Below are 25,471 nucleotides of genomic sequence, written 5' to 3'. Positions count from 1 at the left end.
CCACATGACAGTCAGATATCTTTATTACAGTCATTTTACCATAGCCTTATAGAAATGAAGGACAGATTCCGCTTATTCCGTGTCAATTCAGAAATCTAGATAATACACTTTCCTGAGCGGAAAAAAACGGCCTCGATGTTTCAGTAAGAAACATCGAGGCCAAAGAACTATTCGCTATCGGAAGCTGGGCGGTTTTTGAATTGCTTCATTTTATCTTCAAGGTCATCAACCATGGCAATCAGCCGGTCGATATCTTCAAGTTCTGTGCTTTCTGGTTCGATTGCATCTAATACATCGAGGAACATGCTGAGTCTTTGTTTCATGTAAGACACTTGCTGTTCTTTATCCGTAATGGATTTTCCCATTGATTCCACCTCGTTTCGCTAATTAATAGTAGCCGAAAACAGCCAGAATATCAACAGAGCAGAAGTAAACAAAAAAACAATAATCTTTTAATTGAATATTTACACTATTCAAAATATGTGTTATAGTGAGTCTAATCCTTTATGAGGGGAGGCCAAAGCAAATCGACAAACTAACAAAGTATTCAACTTGGAAAGAGGAGGCGATTCGAGCATTCAGGTGGCTTCACCAAAAATGCGATTATGAAAACTAACTGTAACTATAAAACATAAAGGCTCAGCCCCAATCTGCGATGCAGAAACGGACTGAGCCTTTTATGTATTTAAATGAGTTCGTATGTTTCCACCACTTCGATGGAATCTTCGACAGAACGGACCATCGAACAATTTTTTCGCGTCAACTCCATTACTCGCGGCATTTTCGCTTCGTCGATATCGCCTTTGATGCGGAAATGCAAATGGACTTTCGCAACGCGCCCAGCTTCCTCATCAATGCGCACGACTTCTTTCACCTCGACTTCGATATCTTCTGCAGGAATGCGTTTTTTCTCCAGTACTTGGCGGATAATTCCTGCGCTGCAGATGGCGAGTGAAGACACCAGCAATTGATAAGGGCGGAAGCCGTATTCCTCGTTTGTCGATACGTGCAGCTCACCAAATGGCAAGTGGCCGGTAAAACCGTGTTCGTTCATGGAAAATTTCATCTTGTATCTCCTCCTTATGTTAGAATTGTAGCGGAAACTTTGGAAAATAGAAAAGAACGTGCTCGTTCGGGGAGGCATTATGAAATATTTCTTAGCAAGCGAACGTGCCCGCTTTTGGATTTTGGTCGCCATCGTATCGATTTCAGGCTTTTCCCAAGGGATGCTATTGCCGCTCATTGCAGTCATTTTCGAGCAGGACGGGGTATCATCTACCTTGAATGGGCTGAGCGCGACCGGTTTATACATAGGCATTATTGTGGTAGCTCCTTTTATGGAGCCGCAGCTTCGGCGCTTCGGGTTTAAGCCGCTTATTCTAGTCGGTGGCGCAATGGTCGTTCTCGCACTATTGGCTTTTCCGTTATGGAAAAGTGTGTTGTTTTGGTTTTTCCTGAGGATTCTGATTGGCATCGGTGATCAGGCACTGCATTTTTCAACCCAAACATGGATTACGAGCACTTCTCCTCGTCATAAATTAGGGCGCAATATCGCGATTTATGGCATGTCGTTCAGTGTTGGCTTCGGTGCAGGACCGTTATTTGTGCCGCTCGTCGAAGTGTTTGAAGCATTGCCGTTCATTATTTCTGGATTGCTTTGTTTACTTGCTTGGTCGCTCGTTTTTTTCTTGCGCAATGATTTTCCGGAAGCGACTGCCAGTGCGATGGGCGCAAAAGGCACGTTGAACAGGTTCCGGACGGCGCTCATAGTAGGCTGGGTCGCTTTTTTGCCGCCGCTTGGCTACGGTTTTTTAGAAGCGTCGTTAAGTGCGATTTATCCCGTCTATGCACTGCGCCAGTCGTTTGATATCAGCACGGTGTCGTATATTCTTGCTGCCTTTTCAGTTGGTGCCATTGCGACTCAATTGCCGCTCGGGGAGTTGAGTGACCGGATCGGCCGGCGAAAAGTGCTGCTGTTGGCACTTAGCGGAGGGGCTGTGTCCTTTTTCGCGGCGACATTCTTCGAGTCTAATGCGTGGCTGACGCTGTTGTTCTTTGTGATAGCCGGCATGTTTGTCGGTTCGACCTTTTCACTCGGCATTTCATATATGACCGATTTGATGCCGAGAGAGTTGTTGCCGACCGGCAATTTATTGTGCGGTGTGGCGTTCAGTGTCGGAAGCTTGATCGGGCCGGCAGCAGGAGGCTTGTTCTTGGAAGTAACGGATGAATTGAGTTTCTTGCTTCTGATTACTGGAATTTTGCTGACACTTTTCACGATCATTGCTGTTAAGGGGCCGCGTAAGCAAATGGCTTAAATTCAAAAACGGATTAGAGAAGAAACTCTGTCCTTACAGACTGAAGACCACAAAGGTTTTGGAATTAACATATTCCAAGACCCTTTTGTCTGTTTCAGGCTTGAACGCAGTCTATAGGTTGCGAATAATGGACGTTGGATGCAAAAGTTACAATTAGTAAAGAACACTTTTGGGGGAGCTTTTTCCAAAGCGGTTATTGGAGGGGCTATCCCACGCAAAAAAAAGACCATAGACATCGAATGTATCGAATGTATCTATGGTCTGGGAGCTCATCGTGCCGGGGTTCATTCTTTATTTGTATGCAGCGCCATCTCGATAAAGAACCTGATCTCTTTATCAAGGAGCAGGAAATGCTGTCTACCGACTCGGAACTTGGAGGTGTATTTGATTTTGTTGCGCTGTTCTTCAGGAAGCAGCTGGTTGATCCATAGCTCGGTCACTGCTGCCGGTTTTTGCGATGTAAGGTTGAACAGCTCAGCCGCTATTTTCTCCCGCTGTCCGGGTATCCCGCTGCATAAGGTGATGAAAGAGTAATCCCCTAAATCACCCTTTGCCTTCTTGAAAAATGTTCGCATAGGCGTAGCGATTTTCCCAGCCCAGATCGGTGCCAGCAGAATGACCGGCCCATAATCTTTCACATCAAAAGAAGTAGGCGCCAAGCGAGATTCGCGCTTCACCAAGAAATCTATAAAAATAGATAAATCTTTCCGTTTCTTTTTCTCCTTGATTTCGTACATGTCGCATCCGATTCTGTCCTGTAGTTCTACAGCCAACTTTTTATTGTTTTCAGAGTGAGAGTAATAGACAATTAACGGCTTCATGAAAATTCCTCCTGACTATCTGATTTCGACGTGTCTCTGCTGATGGACGAAGAAGACGGGCAGCGGGTGTCTCGTCATTCTCCTTCAAAAGTTGATTTCCATTTTTTATTGCCAGCTTAGAATCAAATGAATTGAGGCAGACAGATGAGTTTTGTGTCAATCACTAGTCAAGGTGTACGAAGCTAATCGGTTCGTATTACATCTCGAATCTTCATAATTCGGCCGAGCTGATTCTTTTTACAGCTTTTTGCCGATACGGGCCTTAAAAAGAAGCTGGCCGTTTTTTTATCCTGTGATTACGCTGGTCATTTAATAGTTAGTAAGCAAACCGCTTCAACTTGGGCAGTTTGCGGGAACATATCGACTGGCTGGATATACTCGACGCGGTAGATTTTCGTCAATTGCTGCAAGTCTTTCGCCAGTGTCGACGGGTTGCAGGATGTGTAGACAAAGCGTTTCGGTTTTACTTTTAAAATGGTCTTCAAAAGGGAATCGTCTAGCCCGGTGCGCGGCGGGTCTACTGTTAGTACGTCCGGTACGTAGCCTTCCTTGCGCCATGTCTCCAGCCATTTTTCCGCAGTACCCGTGACGTAAGTCGCTTCGTAGCCTTGCTTTTTCGCATTTGCTTTGGCATCCGCGATACTTTCAGGCATCGTATCCATTCCGCGGATTTCCCGAGCGGAATCGGCGAGCCACAAACCGATGGTCCCGACGCCGCAATAGGCATCGACTACGGATTCTTTGCCGGTCAGCTGGGCCGCACGTTTGATCTCATTATACAAATTGACGGTTTGTTCAGGATTCAATTGGAAAAACGCGCGCGCTGATAAATCGAATGACAGTTCGCCGAGTTCTTCGTGGATGGTCGGTTTGCCGAACAGGGTCCGTGTCGATTCACCAAAGACGAGCGAGGTTTTTTCCGTATTGACATTTTGGACAATGGACACAAGGCGTGAATCGATAGCGCTCAACCGTTCGACCAGCGTGTTCTCTTTCGGTATGTCTTTCCGTGTCGTGATGAGCACGAGCTGGATTTCGCCTGTTTTGACCGCGGTGCGGACGGCAATGGTCCGAACGAGCCCTTTCATCGATTTGCCGTCGTAAATGGACAAGTTCAACTCTTCTATAATGCGCTTCGCTGCATTGGTGATTTTCACCGTATCCGGATGCTGGACTAGGCATTGCTCGATGTCGAGCAGCTGTTGAGAGTTTTCGGCAAACAGGCCGGCCATCACTTTGCCATCTTTTTTGCGCGTTTGGAACTGGCTTTTGTTGCGGTAATGCCATGGGTCTTCCATTCCGATCGTCTCGCGCACTTCGATATCCGTGCCGCGCAAATAGCGGTCGAGCGATTGCAACACCAAATCTCGCTTTTCGACGAGCTGTTGTGCGTAAGTCATGTGCTGCAATTGACAGCCGCCGCACGTTTCAAAGATTGGGCACGGTGGGGTCTGTCTGTGTGGTGATGGTTTGCGGATTTTCAGCATCCGCGCTTGTGCAAAATTGTGTTTGACGATGGTCACTTGCGCCGTGACTTCTTCTCCTGGCAATGCTCCAGGAACAAAGACGACATTGCGCTTGAAAAAGCCGACACCTTCTCCGTTGATGCCGAGCTTTTTAATCGTTAATGGAAACTTTTGTCCCATTTCAATGATTGGTTTTTCAGTCATTCAGGTCACGTCCTTCATTTGGTCATCCCTTCATTATACGCTTATTTGTATATGTCAGCCAGTGCTTCCGGCAAATTCGGAAATTCAAATCGGAAACCGTGTTCAAGCAGCACAGTTGGAAGCGCCCGCTGGCCTTGCAAGACAAGACGGCTTTTATCACCGAGTGCCGCCTTCAGTGCAAATGACGGAGCAGGGATCCAGTGTGGTCTGCCGAGAGCGCGTGCAATTTCCTTGCCGAATGCTTTCATGCGCTGCGGGTTCGGTGCTGTGACGTTGAACGGCCCGGAAAGCTCATGTTGTTCGATGGCGAACAAAATTGCGCGTGCGGCATCCTGTACATGGATCCAGGACAGCCATTGCCTGCCGGTGCCGACAGTTCCGCCGGCGAACAATTTATAAGGCAGCGCCATTAAAGGAAGGGCGCCGTCATCTTTCCCGAGTAAAATGCCGAAGCGGCCGTATGCGGTACGGACCCCGTCGATCTTTGCTTGTTCTGCAAGGCTTTCCCAAGCAAGCACCGTTTCAGCGAGGAAATCCGTGCCATACTCACGGTCTGCTTCGGTGTAGGTTTTATGTTCGGAAGCAGGATAGATTCCGATGGCACTCGCATTGACGAGTACTTCCGGCTTGTTCTCCAGTGCTGTAATGATGCGCAGCACTTCTTTGGTGGCCGACACGCGGCTGTCATAAATTTTCTTTTTTTGCTTGTCTGTCCACATGCCGTCGTTGATCGAAGTACCGGCTAAATTGACGATGGCATCGATGCCTTCAAGCTGTGATTCGGGCTTGGCCCCTTCTGTCAGCCACTGGACATAGGTGATGCCCCGTTCTGTTGCTTTGTTCGAGCGTGTCAAAATCAACACTTCATGTCCCTTAGCTAGTAGTAGTTCTGTTAATGCGGAACCGAGAAACCCCGTGCCGCCTGTAATCGCCATTTTCATTTTTTATCTCCTCCATTGTTATCCCATACCCAAATGGAGCGCAGCATATGCCAACAGGTCGTCTAAAGGTGTATAATAGCAGGAGAAGCGAGGGGAATATTGATGCCGATCATTACAAAAATAACCCGCGGAAAAAATAATCCGGAGCGTTACAATATATATATGGAAGAAAAATATGCGTTCAGTGTCGACGAAACGGTGCTGATTCAATACCAATTGACTAAAGGTAAAGAGCTCGATCAATGGACGATTGAAGAAGTGAACTTTGAAGATGAAGTCCGCAAGGCATTCAATAAAGCATTGCATTATTTAGGTTTCCGCATGCGCAGTGAAGGTGAAGTCCGCAAGAAGCTGAAGGAAAAAGAATTCGGTGAAGCGGTGATCGACGAAGCGGTCAAAAAGCTTTACGCCCTGAGCTTCCTCGACGATCAGCAGTTTTCAGAAGCACTGCTGCGGACGCAAATAAAATCCGGAAAAAAAGGTCCGCGGGCGATTCAGCAAGATATGCAAAAGAGAGGAATTGATAAAGCCGTGCAAAAAGACGTCTTAACAACCTATACTGAAGAAGAGCAACTAGAAGTCGCCACGGGACTCGCGGAAAAAATCGCCGCGAAAGAACAATCGAAAACACCAAGCCAGGTCAAACAGAAAATCAACGACTCGTTGATGAGAAAAGGCTATCCGTATTCGATCATTAAACAAGCGGTCGAAGGGCTCGATTTGGAGCGAGACGGAGATCAGTGGCTCGATAGCGTCCGCCAGCAAGGGGATAAGTTGTGGCGCAAACATGAAAGCAAATTGTCAGGAAACGATTTGAGCCGTAAAGTAAAGCAAGGGCTTTATCAGAAAGGCTTTCCCGGTGATGTGATCAGCGCTTATTTGGAGGAAAAGGAGCAGGAAGATGAGTGAAAACAAACCGTATGCGCAAATGGATGAAACAGAATTGCGCAACGAAATCGCCCGCTTAAAAGAAAAAGCACGCAAAGCTGAACAGCTCGGCATCGTCAATGAGTTTGCCGTACTCGAGCGCAAAGCCATTATGGCCGCTTCGTTTTTGTTGGATCCGAAAGATTTCAAATCCGGTGAAGTATACCGGATTGAAGGCGATCCGAATGTCTATTTTCAAGTTGATTATTTAAAAGGACGCTTTGCATGGGGTTATCGCATGGGTGGAGAGAAACATACAGAAGCCTTGCCGATTTCCATGCTGCGCCCATTGAAGGAGGGGAAGTGAACCGATGAAAGAAGTTATCGAGCAATTGATCATAGAATTAAGAGAGAAAAACCCCGAGTTGTCGGAAGACAAAGCGCGGACGTGGATAGAATTATTGGTTTCTGATTTTGAATCTTCCTATGCTAAAGCGGGCTATGATTATCAAGGCACCGCTGTCGTAGAGAAAGTCGTGCGTCAATGGATTGAAAGCTACGGAGATAAAATCCATGAGTTTGCAGTGAACAACCCGAAGTATTCCCATCTTCTGCAGGATTCATAAAAATGAAAAAACGGCCGGGGTTTATCCCCGGCCGTTTTTTTGAAAATAAATTCAGTTATGGCTGAAGTCGAGTTTTTTCCGCAGCTTGTCTTCGCTGAAAATCCAGCCGGTATACGAGTTCAGGACATTATGGTCTTCATCCAAATGCGCCACGGCGACAAATGGGTAATAATCATTGCTCCGATAGCGCAGGTCGATCAAGCGTACTTCGTAAATATCGTTGTACTGGTTGATTTCCCACCGGTACAAAGGAGAAAATGAAACGAACGCAGCCAAGTTTTTATCTTTCATCGCGCTTTGGATCAATGCGTTTTCAGGCATCGGTTTTTTCAGGAATTTGTCGTAAATATTGATCGACCGCCCGTATGCCTGGCCGACGTAATGGTGGCGATCGGTATCAGCGGCGATGCGCCACTGGAAATAGCGCATCGTCGGGGCGACAAAAACATCTTTCGTTCCGGGAATCGTGTTGCGGATCGCTTGTTTGATTGCGGCCTGCAACGCAAAACGGGAAAGGTAATAGAACAACAGGATGATATATAAAATGCTCATCGTCCATACAGGGTCAGCACCGAATGCCCAAATCATCAGCGCGATGACATGAGCGCCGAAAATGATCGGATCAAAGGTGTTGATGACGCCGAGCGCTACCCAATGATTGGAAAATGGCCGCAACGCCTGTGTGCCGTAGGAATTGAATATATCCACAAAGACATGCAGGAACACCGCGAAGAATGTCCACAACCACAAATGCAGCAAATTAGCTTCTGGTAATATAAGGGAGATGGCGCCGGTGAGCAAAATCGGCCACATTAGCACCGCTGGAACAGAATGGGTGATGCCACGGTGGTGCCGTATATAAACTGCGTTGTCGCGCAGTTTCAGAACAGTGTCGATATCGGGGATCTGAGAACCGATGATGGTGCCGGTAATGACCGCAGTCAAGGTCGCGGGGTGAGCGGCGACAACCGGGTCGGCCATTGCAAGACCCCCGAGTGCAATGCCCATGACAATATGAGTTCCTGTATCCATGGACGCATCCCCCTTTTGTGAGCGTTTATAATGTCTTGTATGCTCTTCATTTGATAAAATAAGCATATTCCTTCAATAACTACATACCCAATTTGCGGGCGGAATAATCAGCAAGAACGGAGGCAGTCAGCATAAATATGAATAAACAGCAATTTCAACAAGACCTGATCGGCTGGTTCCAAAAAGAGCAGCGGGATTTGCCTTGGCGGCGCACTGCCGACCCATACCAAATTTGGATTTCTGAAGTTATGCTCCAACAAACACGAGTCGATACGGTTATTCCTTATTATAAACGCTTTGTCGAGAAATTTCCCACTGTCGAAACTTTGGCTGCGGCAGAAGAAGAAACATTATTGAAGCTGTGGGAAGGGCTCGGCTATTATTCGCGTGCGCGCAATTTGCAGGCGGGCGTCCGGGAAGTGGCTGCGAACTACGGAGGCATTGTCCCGAATACACGCAAAGAGATTTCTGCATTAAAAGGAGTTGGGCCTTATACTGCCGGCGCTGTACTGAGCATCGCTTATGGTGTACCGGAACATGCGGTGGACGGAAATGTCATGCGCGTCTTGAGCCGAATCCTGTTGATCGAAGAGGACATTGCCAAACCGAAGACGCGGAAAGTATTCGAGCAGGCGGTGACGGAATTGATCAGCCATGAAGATCCGTCATCATTTAACCAGGGGCTGATGGAACTCGGTGCGCTTATCTGCACGCCGACATCGCCGAAATGTTTATTATGCCCGGTGCGCGAACATTGTACAGCGTTTCATGCCGGAAAAGAAACCGAGCTGCCGGTCAAGACCAAAGCGAAGAAAAACCGCTCTGCCGATTTTGCCATGATGGCCATTTGGAGCGGGGAAAAAATTTTGATGGAGCAGCGGCCGGATAAAGGTTTACTTGCGGGCATGTGGCAATATCCGATGCTCGAGCTGACCGCACCACTCGCGCCGCATGAAGCGGGTGAACTGTATGCGGAAACGTTAAATGGTGAAGTTGCGGACGTCGAACAAATCACAGCTTTCAAACATGTCTTTTCTCATTTAACATGGAATGTGGATGGCTATCTGGCCAAAGCGCAGGAATTCACTGCGCCTGAAAAGATGAAATGGGTGACGCCGGAACAATTGGCGAACTTGCCGATTGCAGGGCCGGGCCAAAAAATGAAGACAGCCTTAGAGCAAAGAGGAGATGTGGCAAAATGACAGAACAAAAAGTGGCGTTAGTAACAGGCAGTAGCCGGGGGCTCGGAAAGGCGATGGCGATTGCCTTAGCAGATGCAGGATATGACGTCGTCGTCAACTATGCACGCAGCAAAACAGCTGCACTCGATACGGTAAAAGAAGTGGAAGCGCGCGGGCAAAAAGCCTTGCTCGTCCGTGCCAATGTCGGAGATGTTGAAAAACTGCGCGGCATGTTCGAGGCGATACGGGAAGAATTTGGCCGTCTCGATGTGTTCGTTTCGAATGCGGCATCCGGTGTATTGCGCCCGGTTATGGAACTGGAAGAATCGCATTGGGACTGGACGATGAACATCAACGCCAAAGCGATGCTGTTCGGTGCGCAAGAAGCGGCGAAATTGATGGACAAAGGCGGGAAGATCATCGGCATCAGCTCACTCGGGTCGATCCGCTACCTGGAAAATTACACAACGATCGGCGTTTCCAAAGCAGCCGTCGAGGCGATTACACGCTATTTGGCGGTGGAGCTTGCGCCAAAAAACATTGCGGTCAATACGGTATCGGGTGGTGCGCTTGATACAGATGCATTAAAGCATTTCCCGAACCGGGAAGCATTGCTCGGCGATGCGCGCGACAACACGCCAGCTGGTCGCATGGTCGAGATCGATGACATGGTGAACACAGCGATGTTCTTGATTTCAGACCACGCGGATATGATCCGCGGCCAGACGATTATCGTCGACGGTGGTCGGTCTATCGTCATGTGATTCTCGCAACTTTCGTCTTATTGCTGTATGTTTTCAGAATTGATTGATATAATGAACGAGAGAAAGCATATAGCGATAGTTAGACGAAAAGGTGGGATGGTGCATGACGGTTCCTGCGGAGGGTGAAAAAATCCAGATCCACAGTTACAAGCACAATGGACGCATCCACCGTGTCTGGCAGGAAACAACTGTACTGAAAGGGACGAACAATATTGTAATCGGTGCGAACGAACGCACGCTGGTGAGGGAATCCGACGGCAGGACATGGTTGACGCGAGAGCCGTCCATCTGTTATTTCCATGCTGAACATTGGTTCAATATCATTTGCATGCTCCGAGACGACGGCGTCTATTATTATTGCAATATCAGCTCGCCGTTCGTCTACAATAATGGATCGTTGAAATACATCGATTATGACTTGGATGTAAAAGTGTTTCCGGATATGTCTTACACGCTGTTGGATGAAGACGAATACGAGGACCATAAGCGGCAAATGGGATACCCAGAAGTGATCGACCAGATTCTCTACCGAAACGTGGACAAGCTGATCAGCTGGATCAAACAAAGGAGAGGTCCTTTTGCCCAGGACTTTATCGAAGTATGGACGAACCGGTATGAATTCCATAAGCATAACCGGATTCATGATTAACATGAAAAACCTGTTGCCTGCCAACAGGTTTTTCATTTTGAACAGAATGGAGTGAACCGTTTGAGCAGCATGAAGCGTTATATGAAGTTCGTCAAACCGTATTATTGGCAAATTGCCTTGACGATTTTCATCGGAATATTTAAATTTGCAATTCCCCTCTTTATCCCACTTTTAATCAAAATCGTTATTGATGACATCATCGGTGCAGAAGCTCTAACCGATGCAGAAAAGCTCAGCCAACTCTACCTCTGGCTCGGCGGAACAGCCATCGTATTCTTCCTGCTCCGCCCGCCGATCGAATATTTCAGGCAGTACTATGCTCAATATGTAAGCAATAAAATCCTTTACGATATCCGCGGTTATCTTTATAGCCATCTGCAGCGTCTAAGCTTGCGCTATTATGCGAACACGCGCGCAGGGGAAATCATTTCACGGGTCATCAATGATGTCGAGCAAACGAAAAACTTTGTCATGATCGGCTTGATGAATGTCTGGCTTGATGCGGCAACGATCTTGATTGCCATCATCATTATGCTGAGCATGGATGTTTCCTTAACAATCGTCGCGCTTCTTGCATTCCCATTTTATGCACTTAGCGTCAAGTTTTTCTTCGGACGTTTGCGTGATTTGACGCGCGATCGGTCGCAGGCGCTTGCTGATGTGCAAAGTTATTTGCATGAACGTGTGCAAGGCATGAGCATCATCAAAAGCTTTGCGTTGGAAAAGCACGAACAGCAAATCTTCAACAAAACAAACGATAACTTTTTAAGAAAAGCAATCGATCATACCAAATGGAATGCCAAGGCCTTTGCGGTAGTCAATACGATCACCGATGTCGCTCCGCTGCTGGTCATCGGCTATGCTGGTTACCAAGTGATTCAGGGAGACTTGACGCTCGGGACGATGGTGGCATTTATCGCCTATATTGAACGTTTGTACAATCCGTTGCGTCGTTTGGTCAACTCTTCGACTACACTCGTACAGTCACTTGCTTCGATGGACCGCGTATTCGAAATGGTCGATGAAGAGTACGATGTAACCGACAAGAAAAATGCGCGCGAACTTGGCCGCGTCGACGGGAAGCTGGAGTTCCACAATGTGGCGTTCAATTACGGCGACGGCGGCAGTGAAGTGTTATCGAACTTGAACTTCACGGTCAACCCGGGTGAAACGGTCGCGTTTGTCGGCATGAGCGGCGGCGGAAAATCAACTATCGTTTCGCTGATTCCGAGGTTCTACGACGTAACGGAAGGAACGATCCGCATGGATGGCCACGATGTCAAAGATGTCACCATTCATTCGTTGCGCGACCAGATTGGACTGGTGCTGCAAGATTCTATCCTGTTCAGCGAATCTGTCAAAGAAAATATTCTGATGGGCAAACCGGACGCGACAGATGAACAAGTCATCGCCGCGGCGAAAGCGGCGAACGCCCATGAGTTTATCGAGAATTTGCCCGAAGGCTATGACACGAAAGTCGGCGAACGCGGAGTGAAATTATCCGGCGGCCAAAAACAGCGCATCGCCATTTCACGTGTATTCCTGAAAGATCCGGCGATTCTGATTTTGGATGAAGCGACATCCGCGCTCGATTTGGAAAGCGAAGCGTTGATCCAGGATTCATTGGAACGGCTCGCACATGACCGCACTACCTTGATGGTGGCGCACCGCTTGTCGACCATTACCCATGCCGATCAGATCCTAGTTATCGACAACGGGCAGTTGGCGGAACAAGGGACGCACGAAGAACTGCTGAGAAAGCGCGGCGTCTATTACAAACTATTCCAAGTGCAAAACATAGGTTAATTATTTCAAGCTCCCCGATTTCGGGGAGCTTTTTTTTTTTTTTAATAGTTAGGAAGGCCAATGCAAATCCCCTATAACTATTGCATTAATACTAATATTACGTATAATGGAAACACGGAGAATGTTCAGAATAATTTTACTTGTAAAGGGAGGATCACTATGGACGAACGTAAAACCATCTTGGATGTGAAAGGCCTGCGCACTTCCTTTTTCACTGATGATGGAGAAGTACCCGCAGTCGACAACGTGGATTTTCACATTCGACAAGGGGAAGTGCTCGGCATCGTAGGAGAATCAGGCTGCGGAAAAAGTGTCACCTCATTGTCCATAATGGGGCTCGTGCCAAGTCCTCCAGGGAAAATTGTTGGCGGGGAAATTTTATTCCAAGATAAGGATTTAACAAAACTATCCGATAAGCAGATGCGCCAGATCCGAGGCGATGATATTGCGATGATCTTCCAGGAACCGATGACTTCGCTGAATCCTTTATTCACTATCGGGGATCAATTGCGAGAGGCGCTGAAAATCCACAAGAGGGATTGGTCGAAAAAGCAGATTCAAGCACGTGCTGTAGAAATGATGAAACTGGTCGGCTTGCCCCGCCCGGAAGCATTGCTCACTGAATATCCACACCAATTATCCGGGGGAATGCGCCAGCGTGTCATGATCGCAATGGCACTGTTATGCGATCCGAAAGTGCTGATCGCCGATGAGCCGACGACGGCACTCGATGTGACGATCCAATCGCAAATTTTAAAGCTGATCAAAAACTTGAACGAACGCCTCGATACCGCAGTACTATTGATCACCCACGACCTCGGCGTCGTCGCCGAAACGTGCGAGCGTGTCGTTGTCATGTATGCCGGAAAAGTGGTCGAAGAAGGTCCTGTACATACGATTTTCAAAGATCCACAGCATCCTTATACGCGCGGCTTGCTCGCAAGTGTGCCCGATATGCGCTTTAAAAAAGAGCGGCTTTATTCCATTCCAGGAAATGTGCCGAAACCGGGGTCGGTCAAAATAGGCTGCAAATTTGCGGAGCGCTGTGAATTTGCGTTTGATCGCTGTCGTGCAGAGAATCCGGAATTGTATCAGACGGCAGATGATCACCAGACGCGTTGTTTCCTATATGATCCGAAGGAGGCTAAGTCGCATGACAGAACCGTTATTGAAAGTTGAAGGGCTAAAGAAGTATTTCCCAATCAAAGGGGGCTTTCTCGGCCGTGTTAAAGGCCATGTCAAAGCCGTAGATGACGTTTCATTTTTCGTCAATGAAGGTGAAACGCTCGGCATTGTTGGCGAGTCGGGCTGCGGCAAATCAACAACTGGACGTATGCTCATGCGCTTGCTTGATCCGACAGAAGGCAAGGTGACGTTTGATGGACAGGAATTGACCAGCCTTGCTCCTGCAGAAATGCGCAAAGCGAGGCGCGATATTCAAATGGTCTTCCAGGATCCATACGCATCGCTTAACCCGAGACATAGCATCGAAAAGATTTTGATGGAACCGCTGAATGTCCACAATATCGGCGATCCGAAGGAACGTAAGCGCAAAGTGCATGAATTTCTCGAAATTGTCGGGCTCAGCAGTTATCATGCTAAGCGTTATCCGCACCAATTCAGCGGCGGCCAGCGCCAGCGCATCGGCATCGCCCGTGCACTCATGACCAATCCGAAACTGATCATCGCGGATGAGCCGGTTTCCGCGCTCGATGTTTCAATCCAAGCACAAGTACTCAATTTGATGCAGGACTTGCAGCGTGATTTGAAACTGACGTATATCTTCATCGCGCATGATCTCGGCGTAGTACGCCATATTAGCGATCGTGTCGGCGTCATGTATTTGGGGCAAATGGCAGAACTCGCGGATACAGAAAGCTTGTATGAAAAACCGCTTCACCCGTATACGCAAGCATTGCTTTCTTCAGTCCCGGTGCCAGACCCAGGGTTTGTGCGGGAAGAAGTCGTCATCAGCGGAGATGTGCCGAGTCCGGCTAATCCGCCTTCGGGTTGTCGATTCCATACGCGGTGCCCGTTTAAAATGGATATTTGCTCGAAGGAAGTACCGCTTTTTGCGGAAGTTGAACCTAGTCATTCTGTGGCTTGCCACCTTTATGAGGCATGTAGGCCGCAATGATAATAAAAAAACAAAACGGAGGGGTTATTTTGGGGAAAAAGAAAATTGTATCATTAGCTTTTCTGATGCTGCTCTTGTTGTCGACAGCGCTCTATGGCTGTTCAGGCGGCGATGAGTCGGAATCAGGCGGAGAAAGCGGCGGAGATTCAGATTCCGGCGAAGAAAAAGTCTTGATCTTCGGACGTGGCGGAGACTCAGTTTCATTGGATCCGATTGCAGTAACAGATGGTGAGTCGTTCAAAGTAACGAAAAATATTTTCGACACGCTGATCAATTTCGGCGAGCAGGATACAGAAATTGAACCAGGTCTTGCCAGTGAATGGACAGCAGCTGAAGATGGTTTGACTTACACGTTCCAATTACAAGAAGGCGTAACTTTCCATGACGGTACGGATTTCAACGCAGAAGCTGTTGTAGCGAACTTTGACCGCTGGTCTGGAGGGAATTCCGATCAATTCCCATATTACCAGTCTATGTTTGGCGGGTTTGGGGATGCAGAAGAACACGTAATCGAATCTGTTGAAGCAACAGGCGATTATGAGGTTGTTATCAAATTGAAGCGTCCACAGGCGCCTTTCTTGAAAAACTTAGCGATGAGCCCATTTGGCATCGCTTCACCAACTGCATTTGAAGAAGCGGGTGACACATTCGGTGATAACCCGGTCGGAACTGGGCCATTCCAATTTGTGGAGTGGAACCGCAACGATACAGTAACTATTGAGAAATTCGATGATTATTGGGTAGAAGGAGAGCCGAAACTCGATCAAGTCGTTTTCCGTGCGATTCCCGATAACTCAGCTCGCCTGAACGCATTGTTGTCCGGCGAAATCGATTTGGCAGATGGCATTACGCCATCTGATGCTGGAACGATTGAAGGCAATGAAAACTTACAGTTGTTCGAGCGTCCGTCGATGAACGTCGGCTACCTTGGACTGACTACTACACGTGAGCCATTTGATGATCCAAAAGTACGCCAGGCGATGAACCATGCAATCGACCGCCAGGCTCTTGTCGATTCTTTCTTTGAAGGCCGTGCAGAAGTAGCGAAAAACCCTATGCCGCCAGTAATCAGCGGTTATAATGATGATATCGAAGGATACGAATTCGACCCGGAAAAAGCAAAAGAATTATTGGCTGAAGCAGGCCTAGAAGATGGATTCACTATGGAACTATGGGCAATGCCGGTTCCGCGTCCGTACATGCCGGATGGCCAAAAAGTAGCGGAAGCAATCCAAAGCAATTTGGCTGATGTCGGCATTACAGCTGAAATCGTTTCATATGAGTGGGCGACATACCTTGAAAAAGCGGCAGCAGGAGAAGCGGATGCATTCCTTCTTGGCTGGACAGGCGATAACGGTGATGCAGATAACTTCTTGTATGTCTTGCTCGACCAAGATAATATCGGCTCAAATAACTACACGTACTACGAAAACCAGGCATTGCATGATATCCTGATTGCAGCACAAACAGAAGTGGATGAAGATGCTCGCAATGAGTTGTATATGCAAGCACAAGAAATGATCCACAAAGACGCGCCTTGGGTTCCGCTTGCGCATTCTACACCGCTTCTTGCGGGTGGCACAAACGTAATCGATTTCAAAGCGCACCCAACTGGCTCTGATAAGTTGGCATCAGTAGATCTAGAGTAGGCATTCTTTAGGAGGAGAGGTCAAACCGATTTCTCCTCCTTTTTAATACATATTGCAACAGAGATGGAGAGGTGAAGAAGATGCTTCACTATATCGGGCAGCGGCTTTTGCAATTGATTCCGGTTTTACTCGGCATGACGTTTATCGTCTTTATGATCATCCGGGCAATTCCAGGCGATCCTGCACAAGTCATCCTTGGACAACAAGCAACCGAAGAAGCAATTAAATCCTTACGGACAAGCCTTGGACTTGATAATCCTTGGTACGTCCAATATTTCGATTACTTAAAAGGTTTGGTTACGGGCGATCTCGGCAATTCATTGCGTACCCGCACGCCAGTTTCAGAAGAAATTTGGCCATACTTGGCGGCAACAATTGAATTGTCATTATTTGCCATTATCATCGCTGTCATTATCGGCATCAATGCCGGCATCATTTCGGCTTGGTTCCAGAACTCATGGTTCGATTACACAGCAATGGTACTTGCATTGATCGGCGTTTCAATGCCTATTTTCTGGCTCGGGCTAATGAACCAGTGGATCTTCTCGATTGAACTGGGCATCTTGCCGACGACCGGGCGCGAAAATGTCCGGGATCCGATTAACAGCATTACTAATTTTTATGTTCTGGATACACTGATTCAAGGGGACTTTAGCCAGACGGCAACGGTATTGAAGCATTTGGTATTGCCGGGTACAGCACTGGCAACTATCCCGATGGCGATCATTGCCCGTATGACGCGCTCGAGCATGCTTGAAGTGATGCGTTCGGATTATGTCCGGACAGCACGCGCCAAAGGGTTGCAGATGTTTTGGGTTGTTTATAAGCATGCCTTGAAAAATGCCATTATTCCGGTGCTTACCATCATCGGTTTGCAGATGGGCTTGCTTCTCGGCGGTGCAATTTTGACAGAGACGATTTTTGGATGGCCAGGCATCGGACGCTATATTTATGAAGCGATCGGTTTCCGTGATTATCCGGTTATCCAATCCGGCATTTTGATTGTCGCGTTTATCTTTGTCATGATCAACCTCTTTGTTGATTTGCTCTACGGATTGGTCGACCCGAGGATCAAATATGATTAGGAAGGAGGAGAAGCACATTGGCTGAAACAGCAGTAACAGAAAAAGAGGAAATACAGAAAGTCGCCGGTCCGTGGAAAGAGGCATGGCGCGGTTTCCGAAAAAGTAAAGTTGCAGTCGTCGGCATGGGTATCGTCATTTTCTTCATTCTTTTGGCGATTTTTGGCCCACTGTTTACACCGCAAGGCATCAACGAACAAAATCTTTCCCAGCGGCTTCTGCCTCCTTCCGCTGACCATTGGATGGGAACAGATGATTTTGGGCGGGATATTTTATCGCGTGTCGTTTACGGAGCACGCATCTCGTTATGGGTTGGATTTTTAGCGGTTATCGGATCGGTCGTCGTCGGCAGTATTCTCGGTATTTTAGCCGGTTATTACGGGCGCTGGGTCGATACGATCATTTCCCGTATATTCGATATTATGCTTGCGTTTCCGAGTATCCTTCTTGCGATTGCGGTCGTATCGGTTCTTGGGCCATCACTGCGAAATGCATTGATCGCAATCGCGATCATCAACGTGCCGAACTTCGGTCGCTTGATCCGCTCGAAAGTATTGAGTATCAAGGAAGATGAATACATCATGTCGGCAAAAGCGATCGGCATGAAAGACGGCCGGATTTTGCGCTCGCACATTCTGCCGAATTCCATGGCACCGGTGATCGTGCAAGGAACACTGGCCATTGCAACGGCAATCATCGAAGCAGCGGCACTAGGCTTCCTTGGTCTCGGTGCCCAGGCGCCTTCTCCTGAATGGGGCAAGATGCTTGCGGATTCTCGCTCGTATTTGACCAATGCACCGTGGACGATGATTTTTCCAGGTGTGGCGATTATGCTGACGGTTCTAGGATTCAACTTAATGGGTGATGGCTTGCGTGATGCACTCGATCCACGTATGAAGTCATAAAAAAAGCGTCCGGAAAAAATCCGGACGCTTTTTTATATGGAATTTTCTATATCGCGATCGACTTCTTCGCTGTGGTAATTATGATAAGCGATGATCAATAAATCGAGATGCTCGAGATATTCTTCATAATCGAGCAGGGCAGACAGTACGTGCATTAAATGGTACACCGAAAATTCATCTTCATCGACTTCAGTCGATAAACTTATTTCTTTTACGAAAATCGACATGACTTCATTGCGCTTCAAAACGGCATCCGGACCGGAGCTTTCACTATGCTCAGGACGCAATTTGCCGATGTACTTCATGTAAAGCTGTTCATGGTAACTCGCGAGGCTCTCGAGCCGTTCCTGCACCATCATGTGGAAATGCTCGGGCAGATCTTTCAGCTCGTTTTCATAGCGGTTCAAGCGCCGGAGCACTTCCAGGCTTTTTTTCGAAGTCGCAATCATTTGGCGGTAAAGGACAAGTTTTCGAGCTTTTGTGTATTGCTGCTTTTTCGTGTAGCTGCGTTCTTCTTTATAGAATGAATACCATTGGTCGACTTTTGTCAGTTGGTCTGTCAGCTTGTCGATGTCTTCTTTTACGGAAGAGTGATCGGAGGCATGGCGGATCGAAATGCGGATCCAGCGAATAACATCTTCACTAACTGAATGGATCGATACGAATAAGCGGGTTTCATATTTGGGAGGCAAAAAAATTAAATTGACGATAAAGGCAGATAAAATACCGACAAAGATGGTCAACAAGCGCAATGAGGCAAACGTCAGGAAATCCTCCGATTGCGAATCCATGATGATGATCATTGTAACAAGTGTCAGTGGTACGGTATTCTCTAGCTTTAACTTCAGCATGATGACTATGGCCAGTATCGCCGCGATGCCAATTGTCAAATAATTAGGTCCGAGTGTTAGCACGAAGATGACAGCAATCGAAGCCCCAATTAAATTTCCGTACAGTTGATCGAGCAATGTCAGATATGACCGGTAAATGGAAGGCTGTATTGCGAAAATTGCTGCAACACCGGCAAATACCGGAGTCGGCAACTCAAGAAATGTCGCCAGGAACAAAGCGAGTGAAATAGCGATACCAGTTTTAAATATGCGAGCACCGAGCTTCATCGGCGAACACCTCCTCTATAAAGGAATCCTTGTTTATAACTGGGCAAATGCATGCTCTACTGCTCGGATCGACGTCTCTATATCTTCTTCTGTATGTTCAGTGGTCAAAAACCAGGCTTCATATTTGGAAGGAGCCAAGTTGATGCCTTGTTCGAGCATCAGTTTAAAGAAGCGGCCGAAAATCTCGCCATCCGTTGCTTCCGCCTGCTTGTAATTTTTCACTTTTTGATCGGTGAAGTAAATGGTCAAAGCGCCTTTTAAACGATTAATGGTGATGGTGACACCGTGCGTATTAGCCGCCGCCAAAATGCCTTCTTCTAAGCGCTTGCCAAGGTGGTCCATGCGCTCGTATACGCCCTTTTCCTGAAGCACTTCAAGGCAGGCAATTCCGGCTTGGATCGAAGCGGGGTTACCGGCCATTGTTCCCGCTTGGTAAGCGGGTCCGAGTGGGGCGACAGTGTCCATGATTTCCCGTTTTCCGCCGTAAGCTCCAATCGGCAAGCCGCCGCCGATAATTTTGCCGAGTGCCGTCAAATCGGGTTCTAGGCCAAGTAGGTTCTGGGCACCGCCGTAATGAAAGCGGAAAGCCGTAATGACTTCGTCGTAGACGATCAATGCACCTTTTTCTTTCGCTAGCGCATGGACTTGTTCGAGAAAGTCGGGTTCCGGTTCGACAATGCCGAAATTGCCGACAATCGGTTCGATCAATATGCAGGAAAGTTCATCGCCCCAGCGTTCCATTGCTTCTTCGTATGCTTTCGGATTATTAAAGGGGATTGTAATGACTTCATCCGCAATCGATTTCGGGACACCCGCTGAATCGGGGATGCCGAGTGTCGCAGGGCCGGAACCCGCAGCGACCAGCACCAAATCGGAGTGTCCATGGTAGCAACCGGCGAACTTCATGATCTTAGTGCGGCCGGTATAAGCGCGCGCCACTCGGATCGTCGTCATGACGGCTTCTGTTCCGCTATTGACGAAGCGTACTTTGTCCATCGCGGGCATCGCCTGTTTCAGCATTTTGGCGAAAGTGACTTCGTGTTTGGTCGGCGTGCCGAACAAGACGCCGGTTGCAGCGGCATGGGCAATCGCCTTTGCGATATGCGGATGGCCGTGGCCTGTGATGATCGGGCCGTATGCTGCGAGATAATCGATGTATTTATTGCCGTCGACATCGTAAAAATGGGCGCCTTTTCCGTAATCCATCGCAATCGGTGAGCCGCCGTCTACAGCCTTATAAGAACGGGAAGGGCTGTTGACCCCTCCGACGATATGTTTTAATGCTTCTTCGTGCAGTTGTTCGGAAAACGAGTGATCCATGAAACAGCCTCCTATAATAATCTATTCCTTATTGTAGACAATAACGGGGACAAACGCCAAAGAAATTGAAAGTAGTTGAGCCGTCCGGTACGATAGAAGAAAGAAAAGGAGTGAAGGATTTGAGTACATTAGAAGGAATGGCAGCACCGGAATTCACATTGCAGAACGAACAGGGGGAAACGGTTTCGCTTTCCGATTTTGCAGGTAAGAAATACGTCATACTCTATTTTTACCCGAAAGACATGACGCCAGGCTGTACGACGCAAGCGTGTGATTTCCGTGATGCACAGGAGGATTTTTCAGAACTCAATGCAGAAATCCTTGGCGTCAGTGCCGATTCCAAAGAGCGCCACCAGAAATTCATCGATAAGCATGGCTTGCCGTTTTCGCTCTTGGTTGATGAAGACCATCAAGTGTCCGAAGCCTACGGGGTATGGGTGCTGAAGAAAATGTACGGCAAAGAATTCTGGGGAATCGAGCGTTCGACGTTTTTGATCGACCCGACAGGAACTGTCGTCAAAGAATGGCGAAAAGTAAAAGTGAAGGAACATATACAGAAAGTATTGGAAACAGTGAAACAACTAAGCAGCCAATAAGAGAGGAAGAATCCGATGGAAGTTCTGTTTACATTTTTGCCAAGAGAAAATCAGCAGGAGCGGCTACAAGCCGAATTCCCCGAAGTGAATTTCCACTTTCTTTACAAGGATAAATCCCATTTGCCGACAGCGGATATCGTCGTCACATACGGAGAAGATCTGACAGCAGGAGATATTGGAAGCGCTAAAAACTTAAAATGGATTATGGTCGCGAGTGCGGGGATCGAAAAAATGCCGCACTCTGCCATTGCCGAAAGAGGAATCATCGTTTCGAATGTTAAAGGGATCCATAAAACACCAATGGCTGAATCGGCGTTGGCCCATTTATTGTCGATTAAACGCTCATTGCCGTTTATATACGCCAACCAGCGGAAAAAGGAATGGAACCGCAAAACCAAATCATCTGAGCTGTCAGGTTCGACCGCTGTCATTTTCGGTCCTGGTGCTATCGGTTCGGAAATCGGCAGGCTGCTGCAGGCGTTCGGCGTCCGCACAATCGGCTGCAACCGAACTGGAAAAGAATCCGATTATATGGATGAAATAGTTTCATTTGACAATTCCTTAAGCGTATTGCCAAGCGCAGATATCATCGTTTCTGTATTGCCGAGCACAAAAGAAACTTACCACCTGTTAAAGGAAGAACATTTTCAAGCGATGAAAGAAACAGCTATTTTCATGAATTTAGGCCGCGGTGATCTTGTGGAAGATCGTGTCATGCTGGAAGCATTGGAAAATGAGGAAGTTGCCCATGCGGTATTGGACGTATTTGAAGAAGAGCCGCTGCCAGACAATCATCCATATTGGAGGATGGACAATGTGGTCATTTCACCACACGTTTCAAGCCATTCGGGGAAATATGTCGAACGGGCATTGGACGTCTTCATCCCGAATTTACGTGCATGGCTTGAAGGCGGGACGACTCCGACAAATCCAGTGGATATGGAAAGGGGCTATTGACGATGAAAATTTATACGAAAACAGGCGATAAAGGAACGACATCACTTGTATACGGTGACAGAGTCAAAAAGAATGATCCGCTAGTTGAAGCATACGGAACCTGTGATGAAGCTAACACGATGATCGGACTTGCTGTCGGCCATTTGAACGGGGAGTTTTTTGAGGAAAAAGAAGTTATGTGTGAAGCGTTCCACAAAATCCAAACGGTTCTATTCCATGTCGGAGCTGAACTTGCCACACCAAAAGGCAAAGAAGTAAAGTGGAAGCTAGAAGTTGCCCATATTGCACAATTAGAAGTGTGGATTGACGAGTATGATGCCAAACTGCCGCCGCTCACTAATTTCATTTTGCCGGGGGGGCATCCAGCGGGGGCTGCGCTACACGTTGCCCGGACAGTCGTGCGCCGCGCTGAGCGCAATGTTATTGCCATCGGTGAAGGTGTTTCTCCGTCCGTAATGGCTTATTTGAATCGGTTATCCGATTTCTTATTTGTCGCTGCGCGCTATGTCAATCTGCAATTAGGTTCAAAAGAAAAAGGTTTGCACGCGGAATAGATTGCGGTCTATAGCGATTTCTTGACATCTAGGCATTCGTTTGGGTACACTAATTATAACGATTACAATGTAAGAATCTATATGAAGTGAGGTGCCAGCGATGTCTGAAGTCCAGTTGAAAGACGCGCTTGATACATTAAAGTCAACAGGTGTTCGAATAACACCCCAGCGTCATGCGATTTTGGAGTATATAATCCATTCTACATCGCATCCGACAGCTGACGAAATTTATCGCGCGCTTGAAAAAGCGTTTCCGAATATGAGTGTAGCGACTGTTTATAATAATTTGCGTGTATTCAAAAAGGCCGGGCTTGTCAAAGAGCTCACCTATGGTGATTCTTCCAGCCGTTTCGATTTTGTGACACACGACCATTACCATATGATCTGCAACGACTGCGGCAAAATCGTCGACTTCCATTACCCTGGCCTGGATGAAGTGGAGCATTTGGCCTCCCATGTAACGGGATTCCAAGTTGATTACCACAGATTAGAGATTTATGGAACTTGCCGCGATTGCATCGGCGATTCCGCTAAAGCACAATAAAAAGAATGTCCGCCTATTAGGCGGACATTCTTTTTATAATTGTGGGTTTTTCTTGTTGTATTGTTCGTTGAATTCTTTTCCTTCAAGTGAAGAGTCCATCGTCAACGGTTCATTGCAATGCATGCAAATATCTACACGTCCGAGCATTTTTGTATGGCGTTCGCAATTCGGACACTGGACTGGAATAGTTTTCATCGAGAGCAAGCCAATCCATGCATAGACACCGGTGCTTCCGATGATGGCGATAACGCCAAGTAGCATAAAGATGAGCATGATGACGGGCTGATTACGGAAGTAAATGCCGACGTACATGATGACGATACCGATGAAAATCAATGCCAAGGCGAAGGTCCGGATGCGGTTAATTTTATTTTTATAAGATTTCATGAACGGTCCCTCCTTGCGTACATCATACTATATCATAAACGATGTGAAAAAGGGTTATGCCGATTCTGTTAAAGGATTATGTGGAAATATGTCGAAATAAAGAAAAACGCCATAGAACAACTGCGTTCCAACAGAGCAGCCGGCAACTTTCAAAACATAAGAAGATAGACAGCAGGGAGTGACGATGATGGAACAAATATTGAGACCGCTATATCAAGAGCGTGCGAGCCAGGAAACAACGCTCGGTGTCATTCTTGTAGAGAAGAGAGAAGACATCAGCCCGATCACGGATACATTCGATTCGATTCTTCTCATCATCACAAAAGAAAATGAGACGCCGGTCTTTACGAAGCACTATACTTACTTGGATAAAAAGGCTGCGATGCATATTATCACCGAAAAGCAATTGCACAAATGGTTGCTGCTGGGAACGAATCGCAAAATTGTGGACTGGCTTTTTAACGGCCGAGTCATTTACGATCGCAATGAATTTATGGAGAAGCTTAAGACCGAGCTGAAAGAATATCCTTTCTATGGCAGAAAAATCAAAATGGGCTTGGAGTTTGCCAAATTGATTCGCCGTTACCTCGAAGGGAAAATGTTCTTCGAAGAAAAAAACTATCTAGATGCCTATCATCACATGGTAGAATCGCTTCACCACTTAGCGCGTTTGGCAGTGCTTGAGAACGGGTTGCCTCCGGAAGTGACGGTCTGGTCGCAAGTGAAAAAGATGGAGCCTGCCATCTATAAACTATACGAAGAGCTCATTTCAAGTGATGAGCCGATCGACAAACGGCTGGAGTTATTGTTTTTGGCGAGCGAATTCTTTATCCATTCACGCACTCAGGATGGTTCACGCCATATCCGCGAAGTAATGGAGAAGCAGAGCAGCTGGACAATACAGCAATTGCATGAACAAGAAGAGTTGAAAAACTATTCTTCTAATCTTGAAGTGCTGATTGAGTTCCTGATTGAAAAAGATTTAATCGCAATCAACGGAGTAAAGACGAAAAGTGAAGGCATATTCCATCGCTATTATTCGGTGAAGCGTTAAAAAATTCAATGGATTTGAAAGCTGGCAGAGATCAACTCTGTCAGCTTTCTTCATTATAGCGTGTTGTGCAATGGTGGTGGATTTAAGCAAAGAGTTATGAGCTATAGTTATTCCGGATAAATCCTTTCTCTTTTGTGTTGACTTTTATTAAAGGAATGTATTATGATAATACACGTCGCTCGAACAGATTCAGTTTTTCACAATAATAAAAAATGCTTGACTCTTTCATACAGCGATGCTAAATTAAAGGAGTTGCTCTTGAAGCAACCGAAACATTTGAACCTTGAAAACTGAACAGCAAAACGTCAACGAAAGACGTCACGAGCGCTTAGGCGTGCGAACGGCTTTTGCGAGGGTCGCCTTTGGCGATCACCGCACAGCTTTTCGATCATCTCGGTGTTCGTGACTTAACTTACTGATCAGCCCTTGTGCAGATCAAAGCGAATCGTGCGTCTTCGGACGGCGATACGCCAGCAGTATTGAGCAATCAAAT

Annotated in this window: 27 protein-coding genes; 18 read left to right on the top strand and 9 right to left on the bottom strand. The window is 47.2% G+C overall.

Features of this window, described 5'->3' with window-relative positions:
* Positions 1-167: 167 nt before the first annotated feature.
* Together J7E21_RS15070 and J7E21_RS15065 are read right to left on the bottom strand one after the other, a co-directional pair.
* Positions 168-365, bottom strand: a complete 198-nt coding sequence (locus J7E21_RS15070) for an SE1561 family protein (RefSeq protein ID WP_215109281.1) — start codon at positions 363-365, stop codon at positions 168-170.
* Positions 366-685: 320 nt separating this feature from the next.
* Positions 686-1,066, bottom strand: coding sequence for an OsmC family protein (locus tag J7E21_RS15065; RefSeq protein WP_215109279.1), 381 nt, complete (start codon positions 1,064-1,066; stop codon positions 686-688).
* A 79-nt stretch (positions 1,067-1,145) separates the two neighbouring features.
* Between J7E21_RS15065 and J7E21_RS15060 the strand changes: the two genes are divergently transcribed.
* Complete coding sequence (locus tag J7E21_RS15060; protein WP_215109277.1) at positions 1,146-2,318, top strand: MFS transporter; 1,173 nt, start codon at positions 1,146-1,148, stop codon at positions 2,316-2,318.
* A gap of 284 nt (positions 2,319-2,602) precedes the next feature.
* Here the strand turns inward: J7E21_RS15060 and J7E21_RS15055 are convergent, their stop codons facing one another.
* The 3 genes from J7E21_RS15055 to J7E21_RS15045 all read right to left on the bottom strand — a co-directional run bounded on the left by J7E21_RS15055 (position 2,603) and on the right by J7E21_RS15045 (position 5,750).
* Positions 2,603-3,139, bottom strand: coding sequence for a flavodoxin family protein (locus J7E21_RS15055; protein WP_215109275.1), 537 nt, complete (start codon positions 3,137-3,139; stop codon positions 2,603-2,605).
* 305 nt (positions 3,140-3,444) lie between these two features.
* Positions 3,445-4,809, bottom strand: a complete 1,365-nt coding sequence (rlmD, locus tag J7E21_RS15050) for a 23S rRNA (uracil(1939)-C(5))-methyltransferase RlmD (protein ID WP_215109273.1) — start codon at positions 4,807-4,809, stop codon at positions 3,445-3,447.
* A gap of 41 nt (positions 4,810-4,850) precedes the next feature.
* Entirely contained in the window at positions 4,851-5,750 is a 900-nt protein-coding gene (locus J7E21_RS15045; RefSeq protein ID WP_215109271.1) for a TIGR01777 family oxidoreductase, read from the bottom strand.
* A 102-nt stretch (positions 5,751-5,852) separates the two neighbouring features.
* Between J7E21_RS15045 and recX the strand changes: the two genes are divergently transcribed.
* From recX to J7E21_RS15030, 3 genes are read left to right on the top strand one after another with little or no spacing between them, the layout of a single operon-like run.
* Positions 5,853-6,659 carry a recombination regulator RecX gene (gene recX, locus J7E21_RS15040; protein ID WP_215109269.1) on the top strand — a complete coding sequence of 269 codons (807 nt, stop codon included), beginning with the start codon at positions 5,853-5,855 and terminating at the stop codon, positions 6,657-6,659.
* Complete coding sequence (locus J7E21_RS15035) at positions 6,652-6,984, top strand: YfhH family protein (RefSeq protein ID WP_215109267.1); 333 nt, start codon at positions 6,652-6,654, stop codon at positions 6,982-6,984. The genes recX and J7E21_RS15035 overlap by 8 nt, the downstream gene beginning before the upstream one ends.
* A gap of 4 nt (positions 6,985-6,988) precedes the next feature.
* A complete protein-coding gene (locus J7E21_RS15030; protein ID WP_215109265.1) occupies positions 6,989-7,243 on the top strand; it encodes a YfhJ family protein in 255 nt (84 codons plus the stop codon).
* A 51-nt stretch (positions 7,244-7,294) separates the two neighbouring features.
* On the opposite strand, the gene J7E21_RS15025 is transcribed toward J7E21_RS15030, so the two are convergent.
* Positions 7,295-8,275: a metal-dependent hydrolase gene (locus J7E21_RS15025; protein WP_215109263.1), complete on the bottom strand. Its 981-nt coding sequence runs from the start codon at positions 8,273-8,275 to the stop codon at positions 7,295-7,297.
* A 137-nt stretch (positions 8,276-8,412) separates the two neighbouring features.
* On the opposite strand from J7E21_RS15025, the gene mutY reads away from it, so the two are divergent.
* The 9 genes from mutY (at position 8,413) to nikC (ending at position 18,448) form a co-directional block, all read left to right on the top strand.
* Positions 8,413-9,477, top strand: a complete 1,065-nt coding sequence (mutY, locus tag J7E21_RS15020) for an A/G-specific adenine glycosylase (RefSeq protein ID WP_215109261.1) — start codon at positions 8,413-8,415, stop codon at positions 9,475-9,477.
* Entirely contained in the window at positions 9,474-10,220 is a 747-nt protein-coding gene (gene fabL / locus J7E21_RS15015) for an enoyl-[acyl-carrier-protein] reductase FabL (protein ID WP_215109259.1), read from the top strand. The genes mutY and fabL overlap by 4 nt, the downstream gene beginning before the upstream one ends.
* Positions 10,221-10,323: 103 nt before the next feature.
* Positions 10,324-10,869 carry a nucleoside tri-diphosphate phosphatase gene (gene ntdP / locus J7E21_RS15010; protein WP_215109257.1) on the top strand — a complete coding sequence of 182 codons (546 nt, stop codon included), beginning with the start codon at positions 10,324-10,326 and terminating at the stop codon, positions 10,867-10,869.
* A 60-nt stretch (positions 10,870-10,929) separates the two neighbouring features.
* Entirely contained in the window at positions 10,930-12,675 is a 1,746-nt protein-coding gene (locus J7E21_RS15005) for an ABC transporter ATP-binding protein (protein ID WP_285228757.1), read from the top strand.
* 159 nt (positions 12,676-12,834) lie between these two features.
* Positions 12,835-13,854, top strand: a complete 1,020-nt coding sequence (locus tag J7E21_RS15000) for an ABC transporter ATP-binding protein (RefSeq protein WP_215109255.1) — start codon at positions 12,835-12,837, stop codon at positions 13,852-13,854.
* The gene (locus J7E21_RS14995) at positions 13,829-14,812 is read left to right on the top strand and encodes an ABC transporter ATP-binding protein (protein ID WP_215109253.1); all 984 of its coding nucleotides are present in this window, start codon (positions 13,829-13,831) and stop codon (positions 14,810-14,812) included. The genes J7E21_RS15000 and J7E21_RS14995 overlap by 26 nt, the downstream gene beginning before the upstream one ends.
* Before the next feature lie 65 nt (positions 14,813-14,877).
* On the top strand, positions 14,878-16,461 hold the full coding sequence (locus J7E21_RS14990) for an ABC transporter substrate-binding protein (RefSeq protein ID WP_483313501.1): 1,584 nt from the start codon (positions 14,878-14,880) through the stop codon (positions 16,459-16,461).
* A gap of 80 nt (positions 16,462-16,541) precedes the next feature.
* On the top strand, positions 16,542-17,546 hold the full coding sequence (locus tag J7E21_RS14985) for an ABC transporter permease (RefSeq protein WP_215109249.1): 1,005 nt from the start codon (positions 16,542-16,544) through the stop codon (positions 17,544-17,546).
* 17 nt (positions 17,547-17,563) lie between these two features.
* Entirely contained in the window at positions 17,564-18,448 is an 885-nt protein-coding gene (gene nikC / locus J7E21_RS14980) for a nickel transporter permease (protein ID WP_215109246.1), read from the top strand.
* 32 nt (positions 18,449-18,480) lie between these two features.
* Here nikC and J7E21_RS14975 read toward each other — a convergent pair whose 3' ends face one another.
* Together J7E21_RS14975 and J7E21_RS14970 are read right to left on the bottom strand one after the other, a co-directional pair.
* A complete protein-coding gene (locus tag J7E21_RS14975) occupies positions 18,481-19,566 on the bottom strand; it encodes an FUSC family protein (protein WP_215109244.1) in 1,086 nt (361 codons plus the stop codon).
* A gap of 33 nt (positions 19,567-19,599) precedes the next feature.
* On the bottom strand, positions 19,600-20,886 hold the full coding sequence (locus J7E21_RS14970) for a glutamate-1-semialdehyde 2,1-aminomutase (protein WP_215109242.1): 1,287 nt from the start codon (positions 20,884-20,886) through the stop codon (positions 19,600-19,602).
* Positions 20,887-21,005: 119 nt separating this feature from the next.
* On the opposite strand from J7E21_RS14970, the gene bcp reads away from it, so the two are divergent.
* The 4 genes from bcp to perR all read left to right on the top strand — a co-directional run bounded on the left by bcp (position 21,006) and on the right by perR (position 23,537).
* Positions 21,006-21,482 carry a thioredoxin-dependent thiol peroxidase gene (gene bcp / locus J7E21_RS14965; RefSeq protein WP_215109240.1) on the top strand — a complete coding sequence of 159 codons (477 nt, stop codon included), beginning with the start codon at positions 21,006-21,008 and terminating at the stop codon, positions 21,480-21,482.
* A 15-nt stretch (positions 21,483-21,497) separates the two neighbouring features.
* Positions 21,498-22,439: a D-2-hydroxyacid dehydrogenase gene (locus tag J7E21_RS14960; protein WP_215109238.1), complete on the top strand. Its 942-nt coding sequence runs from the start codon at positions 21,498-21,500 to the stop codon at positions 22,437-22,439.
* A gap of 2 nt (positions 22,440-22,441) precedes the next feature.
* Positions 22,442-22,993 carry a cob(I)yrinic acid a,c-diamide adenosyltransferase gene (locus J7E21_RS14955; protein WP_215109236.1) on the top strand — a complete coding sequence of 184 codons (552 nt, stop codon included), beginning with the start codon at positions 22,442-22,444 and terminating at the stop codon, positions 22,991-22,993.
* Positions 22,994-23,093: 100 nt separating this feature from the next.
* Entirely contained in the window at positions 23,094-23,537 is a 444-nt protein-coding gene (gene perR, locus J7E21_RS14950) for a peroxide-responsive transcriptional repressor PerR (protein WP_215109234.1), read from the top strand.
* A gap of 33 nt (positions 23,538-23,570) precedes the next feature.
* Here perR and J7E21_RS14945 read toward each other — a convergent pair whose 3' ends face one another.
* Positions 23,571-23,924, bottom strand: a complete 354-nt coding sequence (locus J7E21_RS14945; RefSeq protein ID WP_215109225.1) for a YgzB family protein — start codon at positions 23,922-23,924, stop codon at positions 23,571-23,573.
* A gap of 187 nt (positions 23,925-24,111) precedes the next feature.
* Between J7E21_RS14945 and J7E21_RS14940 the strand changes: the two genes are divergently transcribed.
* Positions 24,112-24,978: a nucleotidyltransferase-like protein gene (locus tag J7E21_RS14940; RefSeq protein ID WP_215109405.1), complete on the top strand. Its 867-nt coding sequence runs from the start codon at positions 24,112-24,114 to the stop codon at positions 24,976-24,978.
* The last annotated feature ends 493 nt before the right edge of the window (positions 24,979-25,471 follow it).

The organism is Planococcus sp. ISL-109, from assembly GCF_018613655.1.
In the GTDB taxonomy this organism is placed as follows: domain Bacteria; phylum Bacillota; class Bacilli; order Bacillales_A; family Planococcaceae; genus Planococcus.
The sequence above is the reverse complement of the archived record's forward strand: the minus strand, read 5'-3'. Positions and strand labels throughout refer to the sequence as shown.

What these genes read in the sequence shown, in the direction of transcription:
- J7E21_RS15070 (WP_215109281.1), bottom strand. Translation starts at nt 365, where the DNA reads ATGGGAAAATCCATTACGGATAAAGAACAGCAAGTGTCTTACATGAAA.
- J7E21_RS15065 (WP_215109279.1), bottom strand. Translation starts at nt 1,066, where the DNA reads ATGAAATTTTCCATGAACGAACACGGTTTTACCGGCCACTTGCCATTT.
- J7E21_RS15060 (WP_215109277.1), top strand. Translation starts at nt 1,146, where the DNA reads ATGAAATATTTCTTAGCAAGCGAACGTGCCCGCTTTTGGATTTTGGTC.
- J7E21_RS15055 (WP_215109275.1), bottom strand. Translation starts at nt 3,139, where the DNA reads ATGAAGCCGTTAATTGTCTATTACTCTCACTCTGAAAACAATAAAAAG.
- rlmD (WP_215109273.1), bottom strand. Translation starts at nt 4,809, where the DNA reads ATGACTGAAAAACCAATCATTGAAATGGGACAAAAGTTTCCATTAACG.
- J7E21_RS15045 (WP_215109271.1), bottom strand. Translation starts at nt 5,750, where the DNA reads ATGAAAATGGCGATTACAGGCGGCACGGGGTTTCTCGGTTCCGCATTA.
- recX (WP_215109269.1), top strand. Translation starts at nt 5,853, where the DNA reads ATGCCGATCATTACAAAAATAACCCGCGGAAAAAATAATCCGGAGCGT.
- J7E21_RS15035 (WP_215109267.1), top strand. Translation starts at nt 6,652, where the DNA reads ATGAGTGAAAACAAACCGTATGCGCAAATGGATGAAACAGAATTGCGC.
- J7E21_RS15030 (WP_215109265.1), top strand. Translation starts at nt 6,989, where the DNA reads ATGAAAGAAGTTATCGAGCAATTGATCATAGAATTAAGAGAGAAAAAC.
- J7E21_RS15025 (WP_215109263.1), bottom strand. Translation starts at nt 8,275, where the DNA reads ATGGATACAGGAACTCATATTGTCATGGGCATTGCACTCGGGGGTCTT.
- mutY (WP_215109261.1), top strand. Translation starts at nt 8,413, where the DNA reads ATGAATAAACAGCAATTTCAACAAGACCTGATCGGCTGGTTCCAAAAA.
- fabL (WP_215109259.1), top strand. Translation starts at nt 9,474, where the DNA reads ATGACAGAACAAAAAGTGGCGTTAGTAACAGGCAGTAGCCGGGGGCTC.
- ntdP (WP_215109257.1), top strand. Translation starts at nt 10,324, where the DNA reads ATGACGGTTCCTGCGGAGGGTGAAAAAATCCAGATCCACAGTTACAAG.
- J7E21_RS15000 (WP_215109255.1), top strand. Translation starts at nt 12,835, where the DNA reads ATGGACGAACGTAAAACCATCTTGGATGTGAAAGGCCTGCGCACTTCC.
- J7E21_RS14995 (WP_215109253.1), top strand. Translation starts at nt 13,829, where the DNA reads ATGACAGAACCGTTATTGAAAGTTGAAGGGCTAAAGAAGTATTTCCCA.
- J7E21_RS14990 (WP_483313501.1), top strand. Translation starts at nt 14,878, where the DNA reads ATGCTGCTCTTGTTGTCGACAGCGCTCTATGGCTGTTCAGGCGGCGAT.
- J7E21_RS14985 (WP_215109249.1), top strand. Translation starts at nt 16,542, where the DNA reads ATGCTTCACTATATCGGGCAGCGGCTTTTGCAATTGATTCCGGTTTTA.
- J7E21_RS14975 (WP_215109244.1), bottom strand. Translation starts at nt 19,566, where the DNA reads ATGAAGCTCGGTGCTCGCATATTTAAAACTGGTATCGCTATTTCACTC.
- J7E21_RS14970 (WP_215109242.1), bottom strand. Translation starts at nt 20,886, where the DNA reads ATGGATCACTCGTTTTCCGAACAACTGCACGAAGAAGCATTAAAACAT.
- J7E21_RS14960 (WP_215109238.1), top strand. Translation starts at nt 21,498, where the DNA reads ATGGAAGTTCTGTTTACATTTTTGCCAAGAGAAAATCAGCAGGAGCGG.
- J7E21_RS14955 (WP_215109236.1), top strand. Translation starts at nt 22,442, where the DNA reads ATGAAAATTTATACGAAAACAGGCGATAAAGGAACGACATCACTTGTA.
- perR (WP_215109234.1), top strand. Translation starts at nt 23,094, where the DNA reads ATGTCTGAAGTCCAGTTGAAAGACGCGCTTGATACATTAAAGTCAACA.
- J7E21_RS14945 (WP_215109225.1), bottom strand. Translation starts at nt 23,924, where the DNA reads ATGAAATCTTATAAAAATAAAATTAACCGCATCCGGACCTTCGCCTTG.
- J7E21_RS14940 (WP_215109405.1), top strand. Translation starts at nt 24,112, where the DNA reads ATGGAACAAATATTGAGACCGCTATATCAAGAGCGTGCGAGCCAGGAA.